The following is a 17775-nucleotide window of genomic DNA, read 5'->3' on the forward strand; positions in this document are numbered from 1 at the left end:
AATGACCGCAGCAACCGTCACGGCCCGCCGCGCTTTCGAGAGTATCCCGCTGGAGCGCTCAGCACCGCGGCCGCAAACACCGGTCACCTTCTCGTTCAGGAACGTCGGCAAGAAGTTTGGCGACAAGACAGTTCTTGAAGGCATTGATCTCGAAGTGCGTGAGGGCCAGTTCCTTGCCGTTATCGGCAAAAGCGGCTGCGGCAAGAGCACGCTACTCCGGCTGCTCGCCGGGTTGGATCGTCCGACGTCCGGCCAGTTGGCGCATGGCGCAGGCAAGACCGATCACAGCCGTACACGCATCATGTTCCAGGAACCGCGGCTGCTGCCCTGGGCGCGCGTGGTGGACAATGTCGCGGTTGGCCTGACTGGCATTGCCAAAGGCAAGCAAGCGCGTGATCGCTCGCTGGAGATTCTAAGAGAGGTTGGCCTCGCCGATCGCGCCAGTGAATGGCCATCGGTTCTTTCGGGTGGTCAGAAGCAGCGCGTGGCGCTCGCACGCGCGCTCGTCGGGCAGCCGCTCATCCTGGCGCTAGACGAGCCGCTCGGCGCGCTCGACGCCCTCACCCGCATCGAGATGCAGCAGCTGCTGGAACGCATCTGGCTCAGCCAGAAATTCACCGCCGTTCTGGTGACGCATGATGTCGCCGAGGCAGTCGCGCTGGCCGACCGCGTGGTGGTTATAGACGAAGGCAGGATCGTGCTCGACCTCGACATTCCGCTGCCAAGGCCACGTCGCCATGGCACGGCCGAGCTTGCCCGCCTCGAAGGACTGATTCTCGACCGCCTGTTCGCGACGACGCCACGATGAGCCTCGAAAAACGACCGCACAGTCAGTATTTCTGCAGATGGCTGATGAACAACGAGAAGAGTTCTGACTGGCTCGATATCGACAATTTCTGATAGATATTCTTGCGGTGTATCTTGACCGTTCCCTCAACGATTTTGAGCAGCGCGGCGATTGATGCGCTGGAATGTCCGCGCAGTATCAGCGACGTTATTTCGATTTCACGGGCAGTAAGCAGATTGCGGGCCATCTGATCCAACGCCGAGTTTATCGGGTCGGATGGATGGCGCTCCGTGCCTGAAGCTTCACGATCGCCCGCATCTTTCCAGTAGCCTTCGGCGAGTGTGCGTATCACCGGCTCAGCCGCACGGATCGTCCGCAATTCGGTTGCGGAAAACAACGGCTCCTCGATCGGCCGCGTAATGCTGACCACAACACCCATATCCGCCCGAGGCCGGAGGAAAAACCCAACCTCGTCGCGAATGCGGGTGCGGACATAATGGCGTTTGAAATATTCCGAACTGTAGAACTGATCAGGTGCCAGATCGCGCAGCCGGTTTACGCCGGTTTCCCTCAAATTGACGGCGGCATTGTAGAACGGGTCCAGCAGATACGGCCCCTTCGAGTAGTCGGATATGACGGTCGCGGCGCGATCGGCAGTCATATTGTGGTAGAGGCATAAGGGCTTCGCCGGACCGGAATAAGCGAAAACCATCAGTATGTCGAAATCAATGAGGGTCTTCAGTGCGGCTTCGATCGAGGCAGGAAAATCCGCAGAACGGGCGTTCGCAATGACGCGCGCCAAGCTCCGGTTCCATTGTTCAAACCCATAACGCAAACGAGACCGCCCCGATCCTCTGGCGCGACTCTTTATTCGCGCGTCTATCCCCAAAGGGATATTCGTTTCCTATAGCGTGAAGCCTAGCCTCTGGCAAAAATCCAGGGGTCAAACCAAGCATGCAAGGTATTACTGACGCGGCCAGGTTGGAGGCAGGACTTCGCGAACTTGACGCGAAGTCAGTCCACGTCGGCATGGTCGATCCCGATGGCGGCTTTCGTGACAAGCTCGTATCGACGGACAAAGCCGTCAAGCTGGCGAAGAGCGGTTATCCGTTTTGCGAGGTCCTTTACTTCTGGGACATCGCGGAAAAGACGTTTCAGGACGGCGCTTTCATCGATAGACCTGCGGAACTTCACGCTGATACGCTGCGACGTTACCCATTCTCGCCCAATACCGCGCTTTGCCTCGCCGATTTTTCGGGCGAGTTCGGAGAGCGGTCTGCCCGCAATCTCTGCCTGAAGCTGCTCGGTGAAGTAGGCGATCTCGGCTATAGCGTTCACTCAGCCTTCGAATTCGAGTTTTTCGTCTTTGCCGAGACACCAGAATCGCTTCGCGCCAAGAAATATCGCGAACTGACCTATTTCGCGCAGGGAAACCGAACCTATTCGTTACAAACGGCGGCCCTGCACGGTGAGATGTTGGCCGGGTTGAAGGACACGATGACGACGCTCGGCGTCAGCATCGACGCCCTGCATACGGAACTCGGGCCAGGTTGCTTCGAAGCACCGCTGACTCACGCCGAAGGCATCAAGGCTGCCGACGATGCGCTGCTGTTCAAGAATTTCGCCAAGGCCTATTTCCTGCGCAACGGACTGACGGCCGGCTTCATGTCGAAGCTGTCGCCCGATCTTTCGGGTCAATCGGGCCATTTTCATATTTCGCTGTCGGACCGCAGTGGCGCTCCGGCTTTCGCGGCACCCTCCGAGCCGGACGGCATCAGCCAGACCGCCCGGCATTTCCTCGGCGGCCTGGTAACGCTGATGCCGGAACTTCTGGCCATGTGTAGCCACACGGTCAATGCTTACAAGCGCATGGTGCCAGGCGCCTGGGCGCCTACGGCTGCGACCTGGGGCGTCCAGAACCGGACTGCCGCCGTGCGCATCATAAACGACACGCCCGAAGCGACGCGCCTGGAATTCCGGGTACCGTCCGCCGACACCAACCCTTACCTCTCGCTGGCGATGTGTCTCGGAGCGGGCCTGCACGGCATCCGCAACCGCATCGAGCCACCTCAGGGCAGCACCGAAAACTTCTACGCCGCCGCGTCTGACCCTCGCACTGCCTTTCCGACCGATCTCGGACGTGCCACCGACCGCCTCGAGGCCAGTACGGCCGCACGCGCGATCTTTGGAGATGTTTTCGTCGACAGCCATGTGGCCGGCCGCCGTTTCGAGGACGCCGAATACCGCAAGCATGTCAGCGAATGGGAGCTGCGACGATATCTGGAGGTGGCCTGAACGACCGATCGAACAAATCAAATAAGGAAACCAGAGAGGACATCGACATGACAAAAATGGGAACAGGAAAGACAGCCGGCCAACAACCAATGGGCGGCATTTCGCGCCGCTCGGTGCTGCAAGGACTGGGTGCCGGAGCCGTGGCTGCGATTGCCGGGAAAGCCGGCTTTGTCGACCATGCCCGCGCTGCCGAAAGCCTGAACTACATGTGCTGGGAAGGCTACAACACCCCCGCCATTCTCGACCCATTCCAGAAAGCGAACGACGTCGCCGTTTCTGTCGATCTGATAACGGACTCCGCTGGCGGTTTTGCCAAGCTGGCAGCCGGCGCATACCGGGATTTCGATCTCGTTTCCTCCGACAGCCCATGGATCGCCCGCATGGGTCCCGCCGGCATATGCCGCTATATAGAAGACGCCGATTTCACTGAGCAGTATGCCGAATTCTACCCGCAGTTCCGCGCACCCTTCGCGCCGCTCCAGCACGAAGGAAAGGCCACCGGCCTGCCGACACGTTGGGGCTGGGTCGGACCGACCGTGAACACCAAATTCGACAAGCTCGAAACCTGGTCCAGCTACGCGCCGGTTTTCGACGCGGCCTATCGCGACAAAATCTGCCTGCTCGATTGGGGTGATTGGCCGATCATGCCGCTGGCGCTCTATGCCGGCGTGAACCCCTATGAGGAACTCGACCAGGCCGCCCTCGATGAAGTGCGCAAGGTCTTGCGCGCAGCGTTCAAGAACACGCGGGCCGTCGTTGCCGACCTGTCCATCGCACAGAAGGGGTTGATCGATGGCTCCTTCCGCGCGCTGATCGGCGGCGGCACCTACGCTACTTCCTCGCTGCGATTGGCCGGGCACGACTATATCCAGTCGATCGTTCCGGAGCCGCGCAACGGCCTCAAGCAGGGCATCATCTGGATGGAGGCGACAGGCCTTCTCGACAATGGCAAGAACTCCAAGCTTCCGGTCGACTTCCTAAAATACATCGTCTCGCCCGAGGTCGCGGTAAAGCTCGCCATCACCGAGGCCACCTCCAATCTGGTGCCCAACCAGAAGGCGGAAGCACTGTTCACCGAGGAGCAGAAAACCGCCCTGCAGATGGACTACATGTGGACGGCCTGGGACAACAGCCAGTTCCATACGGTCGCGCCGAACATCGACGACATGCTGGCGATCTGGCAGGAAGAATTGTCTGCCCGTTGATAGCGAAGCTCCGGTCTGCGCGTGAATGGCACCACGCGCAGATGCGCGTCTTTCCGCATGACCGAAGAACGAAGGCACTAGGCGTTGCAAAATCCAATCATCGAAGCTTCCGACATCGTCAAGGATTACGGCTCGGCGCGCGCACTGCATGGCGTCTCGATCAGCGTCGGCACGGGTGAATTCCTTGCCCTCGTCGGGCCTTCGGGCTGTGGCAAGACCACGCTTTTGAAGATCATCGCCGGCTTTGAGGACCAGAGCGCAGGTAGGCTCGCGATCCGAGGAGCCGACATGAAAGGCGTGCCCGCTGCAGCGCGGCCGACGCGTATGGTCTTCCAGCGCCTTGCTCTCTTCCCTCACAAGACCGTTGGCGAAAACATCGCCTTCCCGCTGAAGCTCGCAAAGACGCCGAAGGCGGAGAGCGACGAGCGCGTGCGCGCAATGCTTGAACTGATGCATCTCAAGCCCGCCTATCTCGATCGTTATCCGGCGCAGCTTTCCGGCGGCGAACAGCAGCGCGTGGCGCTTGCCCGCGCGCTCATTTCGCGCCCTGACGTGCTGCTGCTCGACGAGCCTATGAGCGCGCTGGACGCCAAGCTGAAGAAGTCGCTCCAGGCCGAGTTGAAGAAGTTGCACAGAAACCTCGGCACAAGCTTCGTGCTCGTCACCCACGACCTCGAAGAAGCAATGATGTTGGCCGATCGCATCTGCGTCATGCAGGTGGGGAAGGTCGTTCAGGCCGGAACGCCCTCCGAAATCTATTATCGTCCGACCAGCAGTTTCGTCGCCGGTTTCATTGGCGAGACCAATTTCTTTCCCGTCTCGTTCACGCGCGAAGACACAGGCGCTGCTGAGATTGCATCGCCGCTGTTCGGCGAAAGCAAGGCAAGCCTTCCCGCCGCACAGATTTCACCCGATCTGTCGGGCGACAAGGCGATGCTTCTGGTGAGACCGGAAGTGATGCGGTTCGTCGATGAAGCGGCCAAGTCCGATTTCGCTCTTCCCGGTGTGGTCGAGGAGTTCTTCACCAAGGGCGCGTCGATCCAGTACCGGGTGCGGGTCAAAGGCAGAGAAACGCCTGTCGTCATGGACCTGCCCGGTTCTCCGAACCTGCCGGCGAAAGTCGGCCAGGATGTCACCATCGGATTCGACCGCGCCGACGTCTTCCTGTTGGCGGAGTAGAGCGATGCGGGTCGAACAGAAATCGTGGCGGGATCCCGTACTGATCGGAACAACCATTCCGCTCGCAGCTATAATGCTGCTCTTCTTCATCGTGCCGCTGGTGATGACGGCAGTACTGTCGTTCCAGACGACGAAATTCTACCGCCTGTCCTGGACCTGGGACCTGAACATCTGGATGGAGGTGTTCGCAAAGCCGCACTATTGGGTGATCATGACGCGCACGGTCAGCATGGCGCTCATCTGTGTCGCCTTGTCCGTGCTCGTCGCCTTCCCCGTGGCCTATGCGCTGGCGACGCGCCTCAAAGCCTTGCAGAACCATGTGAAAATCCTGATCGTGTTCGCCTTCCTGACCGATGCGGTGCTGAAAACCTTCGGTTGGGTGCTCGTCCTCGACAAGAACGGCGTGCTCAACTGGCTGCTCGCCCATCTCGGCATCGGTCCCGACGCGGTCAACATCCTGTTTACGCCGACGGCGACGATGATCGGCATGGTCTACAACCTCGCCGTCTATCCGATGTTCACCATCTATCTCTCGCTGGCACGCATCGACCGCGACCTGCAGCTTGCCGCCTATGATGCGGGCGCCTCGCGATTGAGAACGTTCTTCGAGGTCACGCTGCCGCTTTCGAAGCCAGGCCTCTATTCGGGTGCGGTGCTCGTCTTCGTGCTCAGCCTTGGCGTCTTCCTCGAACCGAAGGTGATGGGCGGCGGAACAGCTCCGATGGCCGCCGAACTCATCCGCCAGAGCTTCGAGACCCGCGTGAACTGGCCGCTCGGCGCAGCCCTTACGCTGGTTCTGATCATCATCGGCGCGCTGTCGCTGATGCTGGCGGCAGCGGTCGCTTTCCGCTCCAATCGGGTTGCGGGGAGTGCTGCGAAATGATCTCCCAGCGTCTCAAGAACACCGCCGTCGACACGTTCCTGATCGGATCGGTGGCGCTCGTCTTGATCTTCTTCTACGTGCCGATCGTAACGCTCGTCGCCTTCTCCTTCACCGAAAGCCGCGTGCTGACGCTCCCCATCGAAGGCATCTCGTTCAGTTGGTATGGCGAGTTGCTGCGCAAGCCGGATTTCCTGCCGGCGCTCACCAATTCGGCACTGGTGGCTGCCATATCGACCATCTTCGTCACGCTTCTGGGTACTGGCGGTGCGATTGCCTGGATGCGCTATCGTTTCCGGTTCCAGAACGCGTTTCGCGCACTGACCTTCGCACCCCTGCTGTTTCCGCAGCTTCTGCTCGGCGTCGTGATGCTCCTGTGGTTCTCCGTTCTTGGCCAATGGCTTGGTTTCTCGACCGGCCTGCCGACAGTCATCATCGGTCACATCGTCTACATCACGCCATTTGCGCTCGTCATCATCGCCGTTCAGGTCTACGGGTTCGACGAGACGCTGGAGGATGCAGCACGCGATGCCGGCGCTAGCGGCTGGGAAGTTTTTCGCGAGGTCACCTTCCCGCTGTTGTGGCCCGGTATTTTTTCAGCGGCGACCTTTGCTTTCCTGCTTTCATGGGGAAACTTTTATGTTTCCTATTCGCTCGCCGGCACAGCGCGCACCTTGCCAACATTCGTCTACAGCGGCATCGCCGTTGGCTCCTCGCCGATCTATCCTGCGCTTGCCACGCTAAATTTCGTGCCCGCGCTGGCGCTGGTTGTGTTGGCCGACGTCATCCGCCGCCGCGCCCTCAAGCGTCAACGGCTCGACATTCCCGCCTGATCCCTTCCGGCTATCATTTCCAAGGATACTTCCATGCCGACATACGCACAGACCGTCACCGCCAATTGGAGCTTTCCGACATCGGTTCGTTTCGGGATCGGGCGCATCGCCGAACTCGCCGTTGTCGTCAAGGAACTAGGGGCAAAACGGCCTCTCGTGATCACCGATAGCGGACTGAAGAGCTTGCCGCCGGTACTGAGCGCTCTCGATGCGCTGCGAGCCGGCGGTTTCGAGCCGGCGCTGTTCCACGACGTCAAGCCGAACCCGACCGGCACAAATGTCGCCGAGGGCGTCAAGGCGCTGAAGGCAGGCCGCCACGACCTGGTGATCGCCATCGGCGGTGGCAGCGCCCTCGATGCGGCCAAGGCTGTGGCATTGATGGCAACCCAGTCGCGTCCGATGTGGGATTTCGAGGATATCGGCGACAACTGGACCCGCGTCGACACATCGGCGCTTTTGCCGGTCATTGCCATCCCCACAACCGCAGGCACCGGTTCGGAACTCGGCCGCGCTTCCGTCATCACCAATGAGGACGAGGCTCGTAAGGTTATCGTCTATCACCCACGCATGATGCCCGACGTGGTGGTCATGGACCCGATGCTGACGACCGGCCTGCCGGCGCACATTACGGCTGCGACCGGCATGGACGCGCTGTCGCATGCACTCGAAGCCTATAGCGCGCGGTCCTACCATCCGCTGGCCGAGGGCATCGCGCTGAATGCGCTGCAGATGATCAAGCAATGGCTGCCGCGCGCTACCGCCAACGGCAATGATCTCGAGGCCCGCGCGCAGATGCTCATCGCGTCCGGGATGGGCTGCGTCGCTCTCCAGAAAGGGCTTGGCGCGATCCATGCGCTGGCTCATCCGCTCGGCGCGTTGCACGACAGCCATCACGGACTGCTCAATGCCGTGCTGATGCCCTACGTCGTCCGCTTCAACGCGCCGGCAATCGAGGACAAGTTAGCCGTTCTGGCGCGTTTCCTCGATTTGTCGAAACATGATTCCGGTGCTGTGATCGACTGGATTTGCGAACTGCGCCAGACGCTCAAGCTGCCCGCCACGCTCACCGACATGGGCCTGAAGAATATCGACCGCGACCGAGTGGCCGCAATGGGCGCCGTCGATCCGTCTGCTAGCGGCAATCCGATCCCACTCGACCCGAAGAACCTTCGGACGATCCTAGACGCAGCGATCGACGGGTAGCTCTGAGCTTCTTCAAACTGCACTGGCCGCTGAAAAGCGGCCAGCCGGACAGGGATCGGGCTCAGCGCCCCTTATTGTACTTGCACGAAATGGCCGGATGAAACCTCGTCGTACTTGCGTACCGGTGCCACGAAATCCGGCGCACGCACTGGGCTCCTGATTTCGTCGTTCGAAATGCGCCGGATTTGCCGCCTCGCGGGGTCGGGCACCGGAACAGCTTCCATCAGCTTTTTCGTATAGGGGTGCTGCGGGTTCTCGAACACCGAGGCGCGCGAGCCGATCTCGACGATCTCGCCCAGATACATGACCGCCACGCGATGGCTGATGCGCTCGACCACTGCCATGTCGTGCGAGATGAAGAGATAGGCGAGCTTGAAACGCTCCTGAAGATCGAGCATCAGGTTGATGACCTGCGCCTTGACCGACACGTCGAGCGCGGAGACGGATTCGTCGGCGACGATGAATCTCGGCTCCAGAGCAAGTGCCCGCGCGATACAGACGCGCTGGCGCTGGCCCCCAGAAAACTCGTGCGGAAAGCGATCGGCCATGCTCGGTGAAAGACCGACGCGAGTAAGAAGATCGGCCACGCGCTTACGAACTTCACTTCGCGCGGCCAGTCCGTGGGTGACGATCGGCTCGGCGATCGCCTCACCCACGCGCATGCGCGGATTGAGGCTTTCGAACGGGTCCTGAAAAATCATCTGCATATGCTTGCGGATATCGAGCAGCGATGATTTTCCGGCATGCCGCACATCCTTGCCGCCGACCGTGATGGAGCCGCTTTTTGCTTCCGTCAGCCGCATGATGGAACGCCCGGTGGTCGACTTGCCACAACCGGATTCACCGACCAATGACAGTGTCTCGCCTTCGCGCAGATCGAAGGAGACGTTTTCCACCGCATGCACGCGGCCCGAAACCCGGCCGAAGAAACCGGACTTGATGTCGAAACGGGTGACGAGGTTCTTCACCTCCAGGATCGGCGCCTTGTCATGCTCGACCGTATCGGCGGTATCGGCCACGGATGCGGCCTCGCACGTCTTCATGTCGACGATCGGAAACCGCTTCGGCTGGAGAGTGCCGGTCATTGAACCGAGCTTCGGCACGGCCGAAAGAAGTGCGCGCGTATAGGGGTGGTTAGCGTGCTGGAATATCTCCTGCGTCGTGCCGGTCTCGACCGCTTCGCCGCGATACATCACGACTGTGCGGTCCGAAATTTCGGCCACCACGCCCATGTCATGGGTGATGAAGAGGACCGACATGCCCTCTTCTTCCTGCAGCACCTTGATCAGTTCGAGAATCTGCGCCTGGATCGTCACATCGAGCGCGGTTGTCGGCTCGTCGGCGATCAGAAGCTGCGGGCTGCAGGCAAGCGCGATGGCGATGACGACGCGCTGGCGCATACCGCCGGAGAAACTCAGCGGATATTCGTCCAGCCGTGACTTGGCAGCCGGAATGCGCACCTTGTCGAGAAGCCGTATCGCCTCGGCCCTGGCCGCCGCCTGAGTCATGCCGCGATGGCGCACCAGGACTTCCGTTATCTGCTTGCCGATTTTCAGAACCGGGTTGAGGCTCGTCATCGGCTCCTGAAAAATCATGCCGATGCGGTTGCCGCGGATCTTCTGCATGTCCTGCTGGGAAATATCCAGGAGGTTCTGCCCGCCGAAATTGATCTCTCCCTTGAGACGGGCATTGTTTTCCGACAGGAGCCGCATGATGGAAAGCGCGGTCACGCTCTTGCCTGATCCGGATTCACCGACGACAGCAACCGTCTCTTTCGCGCCGATTTCGAAGGAAACGTCGCGCACGACATCCATCCATTTGCCGTCGACGAGGAAGGAGGTGTTGAGGTTGGAAACAGAAAGAACCGGAGATGTCATGGCTCAGCCCTCCCGCCTGGGGTTGAAGATATCGCGCAGCGCATCGCCGATGAGATTGATGCCGACGATCAGTAGAAGCAGTGCGAGGCCGGGAAAGAAACTGATCCAGTAATCGCCCGACAGAAGATATTCGAAGCCGTTTGAGATCAGCAGGCCAAGCGACGGCTCAGTGACCGGCAGGCCGATGCCGAGGAAGGACAGCGTCGCTTCCAGCATGATCGCATAGGCGACGCGCATGGTGGCAACGACGATCAGCGGCGGCAGGCAGTTGGGAAGAATATGCCTGAACAGGATACTCCTGTCCGGCAGCGCCATCGAGCGCGCCGCGTCGACATAGCTGCGCCGCCGCTCGACCAGCGCCGAGCCGCGAATGGTGCGGGCATAGTAGGCCCACTGCGTGATCACCAGCGCCAGGATGATCTTGTCGACCCCCTGCCCAAGAATGGCGAGGAAGATCAGCGCGATCAGGATCGCCGGGAAGCTCAGCTGGATGTCAACGATGCGCATCAGGATGGCGTCGGTCTTGCCGCCGGCATAGGCGCTGAGCAGACCGAGCGAGGCGCCGATCACCAGCGCGATCGCAGCACTCGAGATACCGACGATGATCGAGGTGCGCAGGCCGTAGAGGATGGCACTGAAAAGATCGCGGCCCTGATCGTCGGTACCGATCAGGTAGTACAGGCCGCTCATGCTTTCCGAGCCCGGCGGTAGGCGGTTGTCCATGATATCGAGCTGCGCCAGATCATAAGGGTTCTGCGGCGCGATCAGCGGCGCAAACAGTGCAGCCAGCGCCAACAGCGTCACGATGATGATGCCGGTCAGTGCCAGCCTATCGCGCAGCAGAGCGCTGATCGTTGCCCGAAATGGAGAGCGGGATGCGCGTTCCACATCAGTGCCGTCTCGCGAATGGACGGAGTTGCCGGAATTCGCCTCGTTGCTCATCAGGAATCTCCCTCAAGACGAACACGCGGATCGACGATCGAATAGAGAATGTCGACGGCGAGGTTGATCAGGCTGAACATGACGACGGTGATCATCAGATAGGCAAGGATCACCGGGCGATCGAGGACGCTGATAGCATCGATGATCAGCTTGCCCATGCCCGGCCATGCAAAGATGGTTTCGGTAACGACGGCAAAGGCGATCAACGATCCGAGTTCCAGGCCGATCACGGTGATGAGCGGGATAAGCGTGTTCTTCAAAACGTGAACCAGCACGATGCGCGTCTCGGAAAGGCCTTTGGCGCGGGCGAAGCGAACGAAGTCCAGTTGCAGGCATTCCATTACGCCGGCGCGGGTGAGCCGGATGATCAGCGATATCTTGAACAGCGCCAGATTAAATGCCGGCAGAGCAAGGTGGGAAAGCCCGTCGAGCGTCAGGAAGCTAACCGGCACGCCGAACAGGTCGACAGTCGCGCCGCGACCGGACGCCGGCAGCCAGCCGAGCTTGACGGAAAACACCAGGATCATCACCAGGCCGATCCAGAAGGTCGGCAGGCTGAAGCCGAGGATCGAGAAAGTCATGATCGACTTCGACAGGAAGCCTTTGGGCTTGAGTCCGGCATAGACGCCGAGCGGAATGCCGATAACCAGCGCCATCACCAGCGCGACGAATGCCAGTTCGAGCGTTGCCGGCAGCCTCTGCAGGATCAGCGTCAGCGCCGGCTGGTTAAAGACGAAGGAATTTCCGAGATCGCCCGAAAGGGCATGGGTGAGGAAGGTCCAGTACTGCTCCAACACCGGCCGGTCGAGGCCGAAGGATTGGATGACCTGCAGCCGCTCGGCCGGGGTCGCGGTCGTGCTGAGGAGAAGATCGACGGGATTGCCGACCATATAGACGCCGACGAACACCAGAACCGACATGACGAACAGTGTCAGGACTGTCTGGAGTGTGCGGCTGAGAAGATAGGAAGTCATCCGCTCACCTCTTTCAATGCCCGCGCACCATAGATGCTGAGGCGTTCCTCCAGCATCTCGAGGAAACGAACCTCATCGATACCGTTCATGACGATGGCATTCATCGGAAGCCCGGTCTTGCCGTAAAAATCGGCATAGGTATAGCCGGCGGTCTTGCCGGATACCTGTACGCCGACGCTGGCCGCCCTGCCCTCGAACATATCGGGTTCAAGCAGCCAGGCTATCGTGGTCGCATCGTGAACGGGTCCGCCCGGCCGGCCGAACCGCTGCATGTCGCTGCGGTCGAAGGTACGCAGGAGCCCCGCGATTGCGGCACCGGCGGCTCCGCCGTTTTCCCCAATAGCAGCAATGTTTTTCTCGGTGATCAGCGCCTGAAATGTCATGTCGAGCGGCATCACCACGACGGGCACGCCGGACGAATAGACGATCTGCGCGGCGTGCGGATCGGCATAGATGTTGTACTCGGCCCATGGCGTCCTGTGGCCAAGTGCCGTGAAGGCGCCACCCATCGAGACGATCTGCCGGATGCCGCGAGCAACATCGCGGTGCTGGACCAACGCCAGCGCAAGGTTGGTCATCGGGCCGATGGCGCAAATGGTGATCGGATCATTGTCCTGGGCTGCCTGCCGCGCCATCCGCACGAGAAAATCGACCGCATGTTCCTTTTGCGGTTGGACACTTGCCGGTGGCACAAGTGCATCGCTGAACGCACCGATATGGGCGTATTTGCCATAAACCTGCTCGCGCACCAGCGGTCCGTGCGCACCGGCGTAGATCGGCACGTCAACACAGCGGGACAAGGATATGATCTTGCAGGCGTTGGCGAGCGTGGCCTCAAGCGGAACATTGCCAGCGACAACCGAAATGCCCAGAAGCTCAACCTCAGGAGAGGCCAGCGCAAGCAGAATGGCGATGGCGTCATCCACGCCCGGATCGGTATCGATGATGATGCGATGCGGGCTCATCGCACCTCCGCCAACGCGTAGCGCGACAGGCGGTCGAGGAAGAGATCGTACACGCCTTTGGCATCGACCTTGGTGATGATCTCTACATTGGGCACCTCGCCCGATTTGCCATACCAGTCGGCGATGGTCTGCCCCATGCAAAGTTCGCTCTCATACTCGACGAAGACGCGTGCTTTCTGCGTTTCGAAGAGATGCGGCGCAAGCACATAGGCAATCACAAGCGGGTCGTGCAGCGGGCCGCCGCGCGAGCCGTAGCGGCGCACGTCGTTGCGATCCCAGAAGGCCATCATCTCGCCGAGCGGCTTGGCAATGCGGCCGGCCGAGCCGCTGAATTTTTCAGCATGTTCGGGCGTCAGAATGACCTGGTGCGTCGCATCGAGCGACACCGCGACGATCGGAATGTCGGTCGAAAACACGATATGAGCCGCATGCGGGTCAGCCAGGATGTTGAACTCGGAAGTCATCGTGCGGTTGCCCGCCTCACGAAAGGCCCCGCCCATCATCACGATGCGCTCAATGCCTTCGGCAATAGCCGGCTTCATCCTGAGCGCGACGGCGACATTCGTCAGAGGGCCGAGCGTGCAAAGCGTGATCTTGCGGCCGCTTGTTGCCGCCGCTTCGCAGCTTTCAATGAGAAAATCGACCGCGCTCTTTTCTTCGACCTTCTTGATCGGATCAGGGAGGACGGTGTTGCCCAGGCCGCTTTCGCCATGAAACTGGCCGTAGATCGGATTGCGAAACAACGGGCGGAAGCCGCCGACGAAGACGGGAATGTCGCTGCGCTCGCCCAGCTCGCAGATTTGCAGTGCGTTCCTGACCGTGCGCTCCAGCGGCTGGTTGCCGCAAACCGGCGTGATGCCGAGTATTTCAAGCTCCGGCGAAACGAATGCCGCCAGGATCGCGATCGCGTCGTCGATACCGGGGTCGCAATCAATGATGATCAGGGTCGCCGTCATTTTGTCTGTTCTTACCTTCGCTTGGAACGAAACGGGCTTTTAAAGAGCGCCGACGCTTCGCAGCACCTCGGCCACTTCGGCACGGGCGCTTTCATTCAATGGGGCTTGTGGTGGGAGGGGATCACCCACGTCGAACCCCTGCAGTTCCAGGGCAGCCTTGATGCAGGCGGCAATGGAGTATTTGGCGAAAATCTCGTTGACCCGCCACAGCGGGCGCTGCAGCTCCATCGCCTTCGCCCAGTCACCGGCGCGCGCCGCCTCGTAGAGCGCCAGGCTCTGCTTTGGCACGATGCAGGCAGGCCCCGCCATCCAGCCGACGCCGCCGATCATCATCACCGCCGCCGGAATGTGGGCGGAAGCGGCAAAAACCTCCATCCGGCCACGCGTGCGCTCGATGATCGACAGGAGCCTCCCGGTATTGGTCGAGGCGTCCTTGATGTAGCCGATGTTGTCGACCGTGCTCAGCCGCTCGATGACCGGCAGGCTCAGGTCCGAGCGCTGGAACTGCGGATTGGTGTAGAGCACCACCGGCCTGCCTTGGGCTGCCGCCGCAATCGACCGGAAATAGTGCTCGACGCCTTCATCCGAAATCGGAAAATAGGCTTCCAGTATAGCAAGGATGCCGTCAACACCGAGATCGACCATACTCTCGGTCTGCTCAACGGCATCGCGAACCGTCGTCGAGGCGACGCCCGCCACAACCGGAACCCGGTTCCGATTGACTCCCACGACCGTCTCCACCACCTTGAAACGCTGCTCGCGCGACAAATAGGCGAATTCTCCCGTGCTGCCGAGTGGCGTCAATCCATGGACGCCGCTCCCTACGAGGTGCTCCACGAGGTCGGACAGCACCTTCACCTTGATTTCGCCAGCCTGATCCACAGGCGAGGCGAGATAGGGAAATACACCGCTGAAAGACATCATGGAGCCCTCGCGCTTGCCTTGGGAGGACAACCGGATCAGTTCGCCTGCTTCACATAGTAAGGCAGCGTGTAGCCATCCGAGCGACCCTGATAGGTGAACTCTTTTTTCGTCGCCCAGGTGTTGGCCAGGAAGAAAACCGGAATGACGCCATCGTCCTTCATGGCGATGTCCATCGCCGTCTGGAGCAGTTTTTCGCGTTTATCATTGTCCAGCGTCGAGCGGGCTTCGATCAGGGCCTTGTCGAACTCAGGGTTCGAATAACGCCCACGATTGCCCTGCCCAGCCTTCTCGCCATAGGTCTCGAGCAGCGGCCCAAGCACCCCGGACGCCTCGCCGGTCTCGACCGCCGCGCCGCCCATGATCAGGCTGAATTCCAGCGCCGAGGCGCGGGTGAAATAGACGCTGCCGGGCATGGTGGCCACCTCGGTCTTGATGCCGATGCGGCTGAACATCTGGCCGATCGCCTGGGCGATCTTGGAATCGTTCGGATAGCGGTCATTGGTTGCGTGGAAGGTCAGCTTGAAGCCGTCCGGGTAACCGGCATCGGCAAGCATCTGCTTGGCTTTCGGTGCATCGTAGGGATCGACGCCGAGATCCGGCGAATGCCCGAAATAGCCTTCAGGCACCAGCTGTCCGGCCGGCAGGCCCTGCCCGTCCATGATGCGGTCGACAAGCGCTTCGCGGTTGATGGCGAGCGACATCGCCTTGCGAACCTCGACCTTCTGCAGCGGGTTCTTGCCGTCGGCACCGACCGCGAAAGGCGATACGTCGCGGCCCTGATCCATATGCAGATACATGATGCGGTTGCCGGGAACCGAAATCACGCTCAGCTTGTCGGACTTTTCGAGATTGCGGGTATCGGCTGTCGGGATGCTCTCAATCAGATCGACATCGCCCGACAGAATGGCTGCGACGCGGGCACTGCTGTTCTTGAAAACGCGGAAGGTGATCTTGTCCCAGGCAGCCTTCTCGCCCCAATAGCCGTCGAATCGCTCGAGCGTGACGTGATCGTCCGGCGCCCAGGAGACAAATTTGAACGGACCAGTGCCGATGACGCCATTCCCGGAATTCAGATCCTGCGTCGGCGTCTTTTCCAGTTCGGCCGACATCATGGCGATACGGCTGAGATTGTTGGGTAGAAGCGGCGTCGGCGCTTTGGTGGTGATGCGCACAGTCATAGGATCGACCGCCGTGACATCGACGATATCCTTGACATAGGCTTCAAACGAGCTCGGGCTGTTCTGCGAAGCGAGTGCGACGCGCTTGATGGAAGCGATAACGTCGTCTGCTGTAAAGTCGCTGCCATCGTGGAACTTCACGTTCGGCCGCAGCTTGAATTCCCAGGTCGTGTCGTTGATGACCTTCCAGGACTCGGCCAGCGCCGGCTGCACCTGCTGCTTGTCGTCCTGATTGACCAGACCGTCGAAGATGTTGCGCGCCATCGCGCTGTTGGGACCATTGACGTAGAACTGCGGGTCCATCGATGTCGTTGAGGCAGCAAGCCCGACCCTGAGCTCTGCGCCATAGGCGACCGGCGCCATAGCCATCGTCGCGGCGACAAAAGTCGCAATAGTGGAAATCTTCATATCGAACGCTTCTCCCGAATTCCTCCGAGGCAGTAAGCCGGCGCTCATCCGGCAGGCTTTGCCTATTTTTTGAGCCTAGCGACTCCCCGGATTGAAAGAAAATCGCATCTGATGTTAGTTTCATAACAAAATGTTATGCCTTTGGAGTATCCTAAATGCGCATCAATCCACGGCAGGTCGAGGCCTTTCGCAACGTGATGCTGGCGGGCGGCATAACCTCTGCCGCCGAACTCATGAACATCACCCAGCCGGCCGTCAGCCGACTGATCCGCGATTTCGAGTATGCCGTGAAACTGAAGCTTTTCGAGCGCGAGGGCAGCCGCTTCGCACCGCGCGATGAGGCGGTAAAGCTCTATCGCGAGGTCGAGCGTCTCTACCTCGGGCTCGACCAGATCGGCCGCGCCGCCGACGACATCAAGACCGCCAAGGGCGGCTTCCTGCGTATCGGTTCGGTGCCGGCCCTGTCATCGCTATGCGCCAATGAAATTCTTCCCGCCTTGACCCGCGAGATGCCGGACATATCGGTCGTGTTCGACACTGAAAGCACCAACCACATCACCGACATGATCGCCAGCCATCAATATGATGTCGGCTTCGTCTTCGGGGGCGCTGAACGCAAGGGACCGCCTGGCGAACTGCTCGCGAAAACGACAGCCGTGGCTGTCCTTTCTCCCGTTCACAGGCTGGCGCGAAGAGAAGCCATCAGCGTGAAAGACATGGACGGCTGCCGGGCAATCATACCGGGGCGGAAGACACCATTGCGGATCAGCTTCGAGCAGATAGCCGGAAGGAACGCAGTCACATTCAAATCCCCGATCGAAACGTCCATCGCCAATTGCTGCGCTTTGGCAGCAAAGGGCATGGGCGTCGGCATCGTCGATGAGATCAGTGCGTTGAGCTTCGGCGGCGAACTCATCATCCGGCCCTTCAAGCCGGACATAGTCGTTTCTTATCTGGCAGTCCGACCGCCGCAGGCACCCAAAAGCCTTGTGGTGGAAATGTTTACCGAGCGTTTGAAGGAAACCGTTCTGAAGACACTCGACGCGACGAATGCCGGCCGTCGAGAATCGAGTCCCGCTCCTGCAAAGCAGTGACGTGATCCATAACCATTTTCGCGAAGCCATCGGGAGAACGCCGCCGAACTTCGTGAGGGCTGGTTCAGCAAAGGC

Annotated in this window: 16 protein-coding genes; 8 read left to right on the forward strand and 8 right to left on the reverse strand. The window is 60.3% G+C overall.

The genetic code is table 11. The annotated features are described in order from the left end of the window. Position 1 precedes the first annotated feature (1 nt). On the forward strand, positions 2-808 hold the full coding sequence (locus BM413_RS04390; protein ID WP_091910812.1) for an ATP-binding cassette domain-containing protein: 807 nt from the start codon (positions 2-4) through the stop codon (positions 806-808). Between the two features lie 22 nt (positions 809-830). Here the strand turns inward: BM413_RS04390 and BM413_RS04395 are convergent, their stop codons facing one another. Further along, positions 831-1676 (reverse strand): helix-turn-helix transcriptional regulator, encoded by an 846-nt coding sequence (locus BM413_RS04395; RefSeq protein WP_139238552.1) that lies wholly within the window; start codon positions 1674-1676, stop codon positions 831-833. A gap of 65 nt (positions 1677-1741) precedes the next feature. On the opposite strand from BM413_RS04395, the gene BM413_RS04400 reads away from it, so the two are divergent. The 6 genes from BM413_RS04400 to BM413_RS04425 all read left to right on the forward strand — a co-directional run bounded on the left by BM413_RS04400 (position 1742) and on the right by BM413_RS04425 (position 8382). Then, positions 1742-3082, forward strand: coding sequence for a glutamine synthetase family protein (locus tag BM413_RS04400; RefSeq protein WP_091910815.1), 1341 nt, complete (start codon positions 1742-1744; stop codon positions 3080-3082). A gap of 47 nt (positions 3083-3129) precedes the next feature. Further along, the gene (locus BM413_RS04405; RefSeq protein ID WP_175544236.1) at positions 3130-4287 is read left to right on the forward strand and encodes an ABC transporter substrate-binding protein; all 1158 of its coding nucleotides are present in this window, start codon (positions 3130-3132) and stop codon (positions 4285-4287) included. Between the two features lie 84 nt (positions 4288-4371). Next, entirely contained in the window at positions 4372-5466 is a 1095-nt protein-coding gene (locus BM413_RS04410) for an ABC transporter ATP-binding protein (protein WP_091910819.1), read from the forward strand. 4 nt (positions 5467-5470) lie between these two features. Next, complete coding sequence (locus tag BM413_RS04415) at positions 5471-6349, forward strand: ABC transporter permease (protein WP_091910821.1); 879 nt, start codon at positions 5471-5473, stop codon at positions 6347-6349. After that, entirely contained in the window at positions 6346-7179 is an 834-nt protein-coding gene (locus BM413_RS04420) for an ABC transporter permease (protein ID WP_091910822.1), read from the forward strand. Before BM413_RS04415 ends, BM413_RS04420 begins: the two co-directional genes overlap by 4 nt. 33 nt (positions 7180-7212) lie before the next feature. Continuing rightward, on the forward strand, positions 7213-8382 hold the full coding sequence (locus tag BM413_RS04425) for an iron-containing alcohol dehydrogenase (RefSeq protein ID WP_091910824.1): 1170 nt from the start codon (positions 7213-7215) through the stop codon (positions 8380-8382). A 71-nt stretch (positions 8383-8453) separates the two neighbouring features. Here the strand turns inward: BM413_RS04425 and BM413_RS04430 are convergent, their stop codons facing one another. The 7 genes from BM413_RS04430 to BM413_RS04460 are packed head-to-tail and all read right to left on the reverse strand — an operon-like array spanning position 8454 to position 16606. Further along, positions 8454-10259 (reverse strand): ABC transporter ATP-binding protein, encoded by a 1806-nt coding sequence (locus BM413_RS04430; RefSeq protein WP_091910826.1) that lies wholly within the window; start codon positions 10257-10259, stop codon positions 8454-8456. A gap of 3 nt (positions 10260-10262) precedes the next feature. Then, entirely contained in the window at positions 10263-11201 is a 939-nt protein-coding gene (locus BM413_RS04435; protein WP_091910828.1) for an ABC transporter permease, read from the reverse strand. Next, positions 11201-12175 (reverse strand): ABC transporter permease, encoded by a 975-nt coding sequence (locus BM413_RS04440; RefSeq protein ID WP_091910829.1) that lies wholly within the window; start codon positions 12173-12175, stop codon positions 11201-11203. Before BM413_RS04440 ends, BM413_RS04435 begins: the two co-directional genes overlap by 1 nt. After that, positions 12172-13140 (reverse strand): nucleoside hydrolase, encoded by a 969-nt coding sequence (locus tag BM413_RS04445; protein ID WP_091910831.1) that lies wholly within the window; start codon positions 13138-13140, stop codon positions 12172-12174. The genes BM413_RS04440 and BM413_RS04445 overlap by 4 nt, the downstream gene beginning before the upstream one ends. Further along, positions 13137-14096, reverse strand: a complete 960-nt coding sequence (locus BM413_RS04450; protein ID WP_091910832.1) for a nucleoside hydrolase — start codon at positions 14094-14096, stop codon at positions 13137-13139. Before BM413_RS04450 ends, BM413_RS04445 begins: the two co-directional genes overlap by 4 nt. Positions 14097-14135: 39 nt before the next feature. Next, a complete protein-coding gene (locus BM413_RS04455; protein ID WP_091911127.1) occupies positions 14136-15017 on the reverse strand; it encodes a dihydrodipicolinate synthase family protein in 882 nt (293 codons plus the stop codon). Between the two features lie 38 nt (positions 15018-15055). Next, the gene (locus BM413_RS04460; RefSeq protein ID WP_091910834.1) at positions 15056-16606 is read right to left on the reverse strand and encodes an ABC transporter substrate-binding protein; all 1551 of its coding nucleotides are present in this window, start codon (positions 16604-16606) and stop codon (positions 15056-15058) included. A gap of 155 nt (positions 16607-16761) precedes the next feature. Between BM413_RS04460 and BM413_RS04465 the strand changes: the two genes are divergently transcribed. Further along, complete coding sequence (locus BM413_RS04465) at positions 16762-17700, forward strand: LysR substrate-binding domain-containing protein (RefSeq protein ID WP_091910836.1); 939 nt, start codon at positions 16762-16764, stop codon at positions 17698-17700. Positions 17701-17775: the final 75 nt, after the last annotated feature.

The sequence above is a fragment of the Mesorhizobium sp. YR577 genome, from assembly GCF_900116595.1.
Taxonomy (GTDB): Bacteria; Pseudomonadota; Alphaproteobacteria; order Rhizobiales; family Rhizobiaceae; genus Mesorhizobium_M.

Excerpts from the sequence above, each read along its gene's own strand:
- BM413_RS04390 (WP_091910812.1), top strand. The coding sequence starts at position 2 with ATGACCGCAGCAACCGTCACGGCCCGCCGCGCTTTCGAGAGTATCCCG.
- BM413_RS04400 (WP_091910815.1), top strand. The coding sequence starts at position 1,742 with ATGCAAGGTATTACTGACGCGGCCAGGTTGGAGGCAGGACTTCGCGAA.
- BM413_RS04405 (WP_175544236.1), top strand. The coding sequence starts at position 3,130 with ATGACAAAAATGGGAACAGGAAAGACAGCCGGCCAACAACCAATGGGC.
- BM413_RS04415 (WP_091910821.1), top strand. The coding sequence starts at position 5,471 with ATGCGGGTCGAACAGAAATCGTGGCGGGATCCCGTACTGATCGGAACA.
- BM413_RS04420 (WP_091910822.1), top strand. The coding sequence starts at position 6,346 with ATGATCTCCCAGCGTCTCAAGAACACCGCCGTCGACACGTTCCTGATC.
- BM413_RS04425 (WP_091910824.1), top strand. The coding sequence starts at position 7,213 with ATGCCGACATACGCACAGACCGTCACCGCCAATTGGAGCTTTCCGACA.
- BM413_RS04430 (WP_091910826.1), bottom strand. The coding sequence starts at position 10,259 with ATGACATCTCCGGTTCTTTCTGTTTCCAACCTCAACACCTCCTTCCTC.
- BM413_RS04435 (WP_091910828.1), bottom strand. The coding sequence starts at position 11,201 with ATGAGCAACGAGGCGAATTCCGGCAACTCCGTCCATTCGCGAGACGGC.
- BM413_RS04440 (WP_091910829.1), bottom strand. The coding sequence starts at position 12,175 with ATGACTTCCTATCTTCTCAGCCGCACACTCCAGACAGTCCTGACACTG.
- BM413_RS04445 (WP_091910831.1), bottom strand. The coding sequence starts at position 13,140 with ATGAGCCCGCATCGCATCATCATCGATACCGATCCGGGCGTGGATGAC.
- BM413_RS04450 (WP_091910832.1), bottom strand. The coding sequence starts at position 14,096 with ATGACGGCGACCCTGATCATCATTGATTGCGACCCCGGTATCGACGAC.
- BM413_RS04455 (WP_091911127.1), bottom strand. The coding sequence starts at position 15,017 with ATGTCTTTCAGCGGTGTATTTCCCTATCTCGCCTCGCCTGTGGATCAG.
- BM413_RS04460 (WP_091910834.1), bottom strand. The coding sequence starts at position 16,606 with ATGAAGATTTCCACTATTGCGACTTTTGTCGCCGCGACGATGGCTATG.
- BM413_RS04465 (WP_091910836.1), top strand. The coding sequence starts at position 16,762 with ATGCGCATCAATCCACGGCAGGTCGAGGCCTTTCGCAACGTGATGCTG.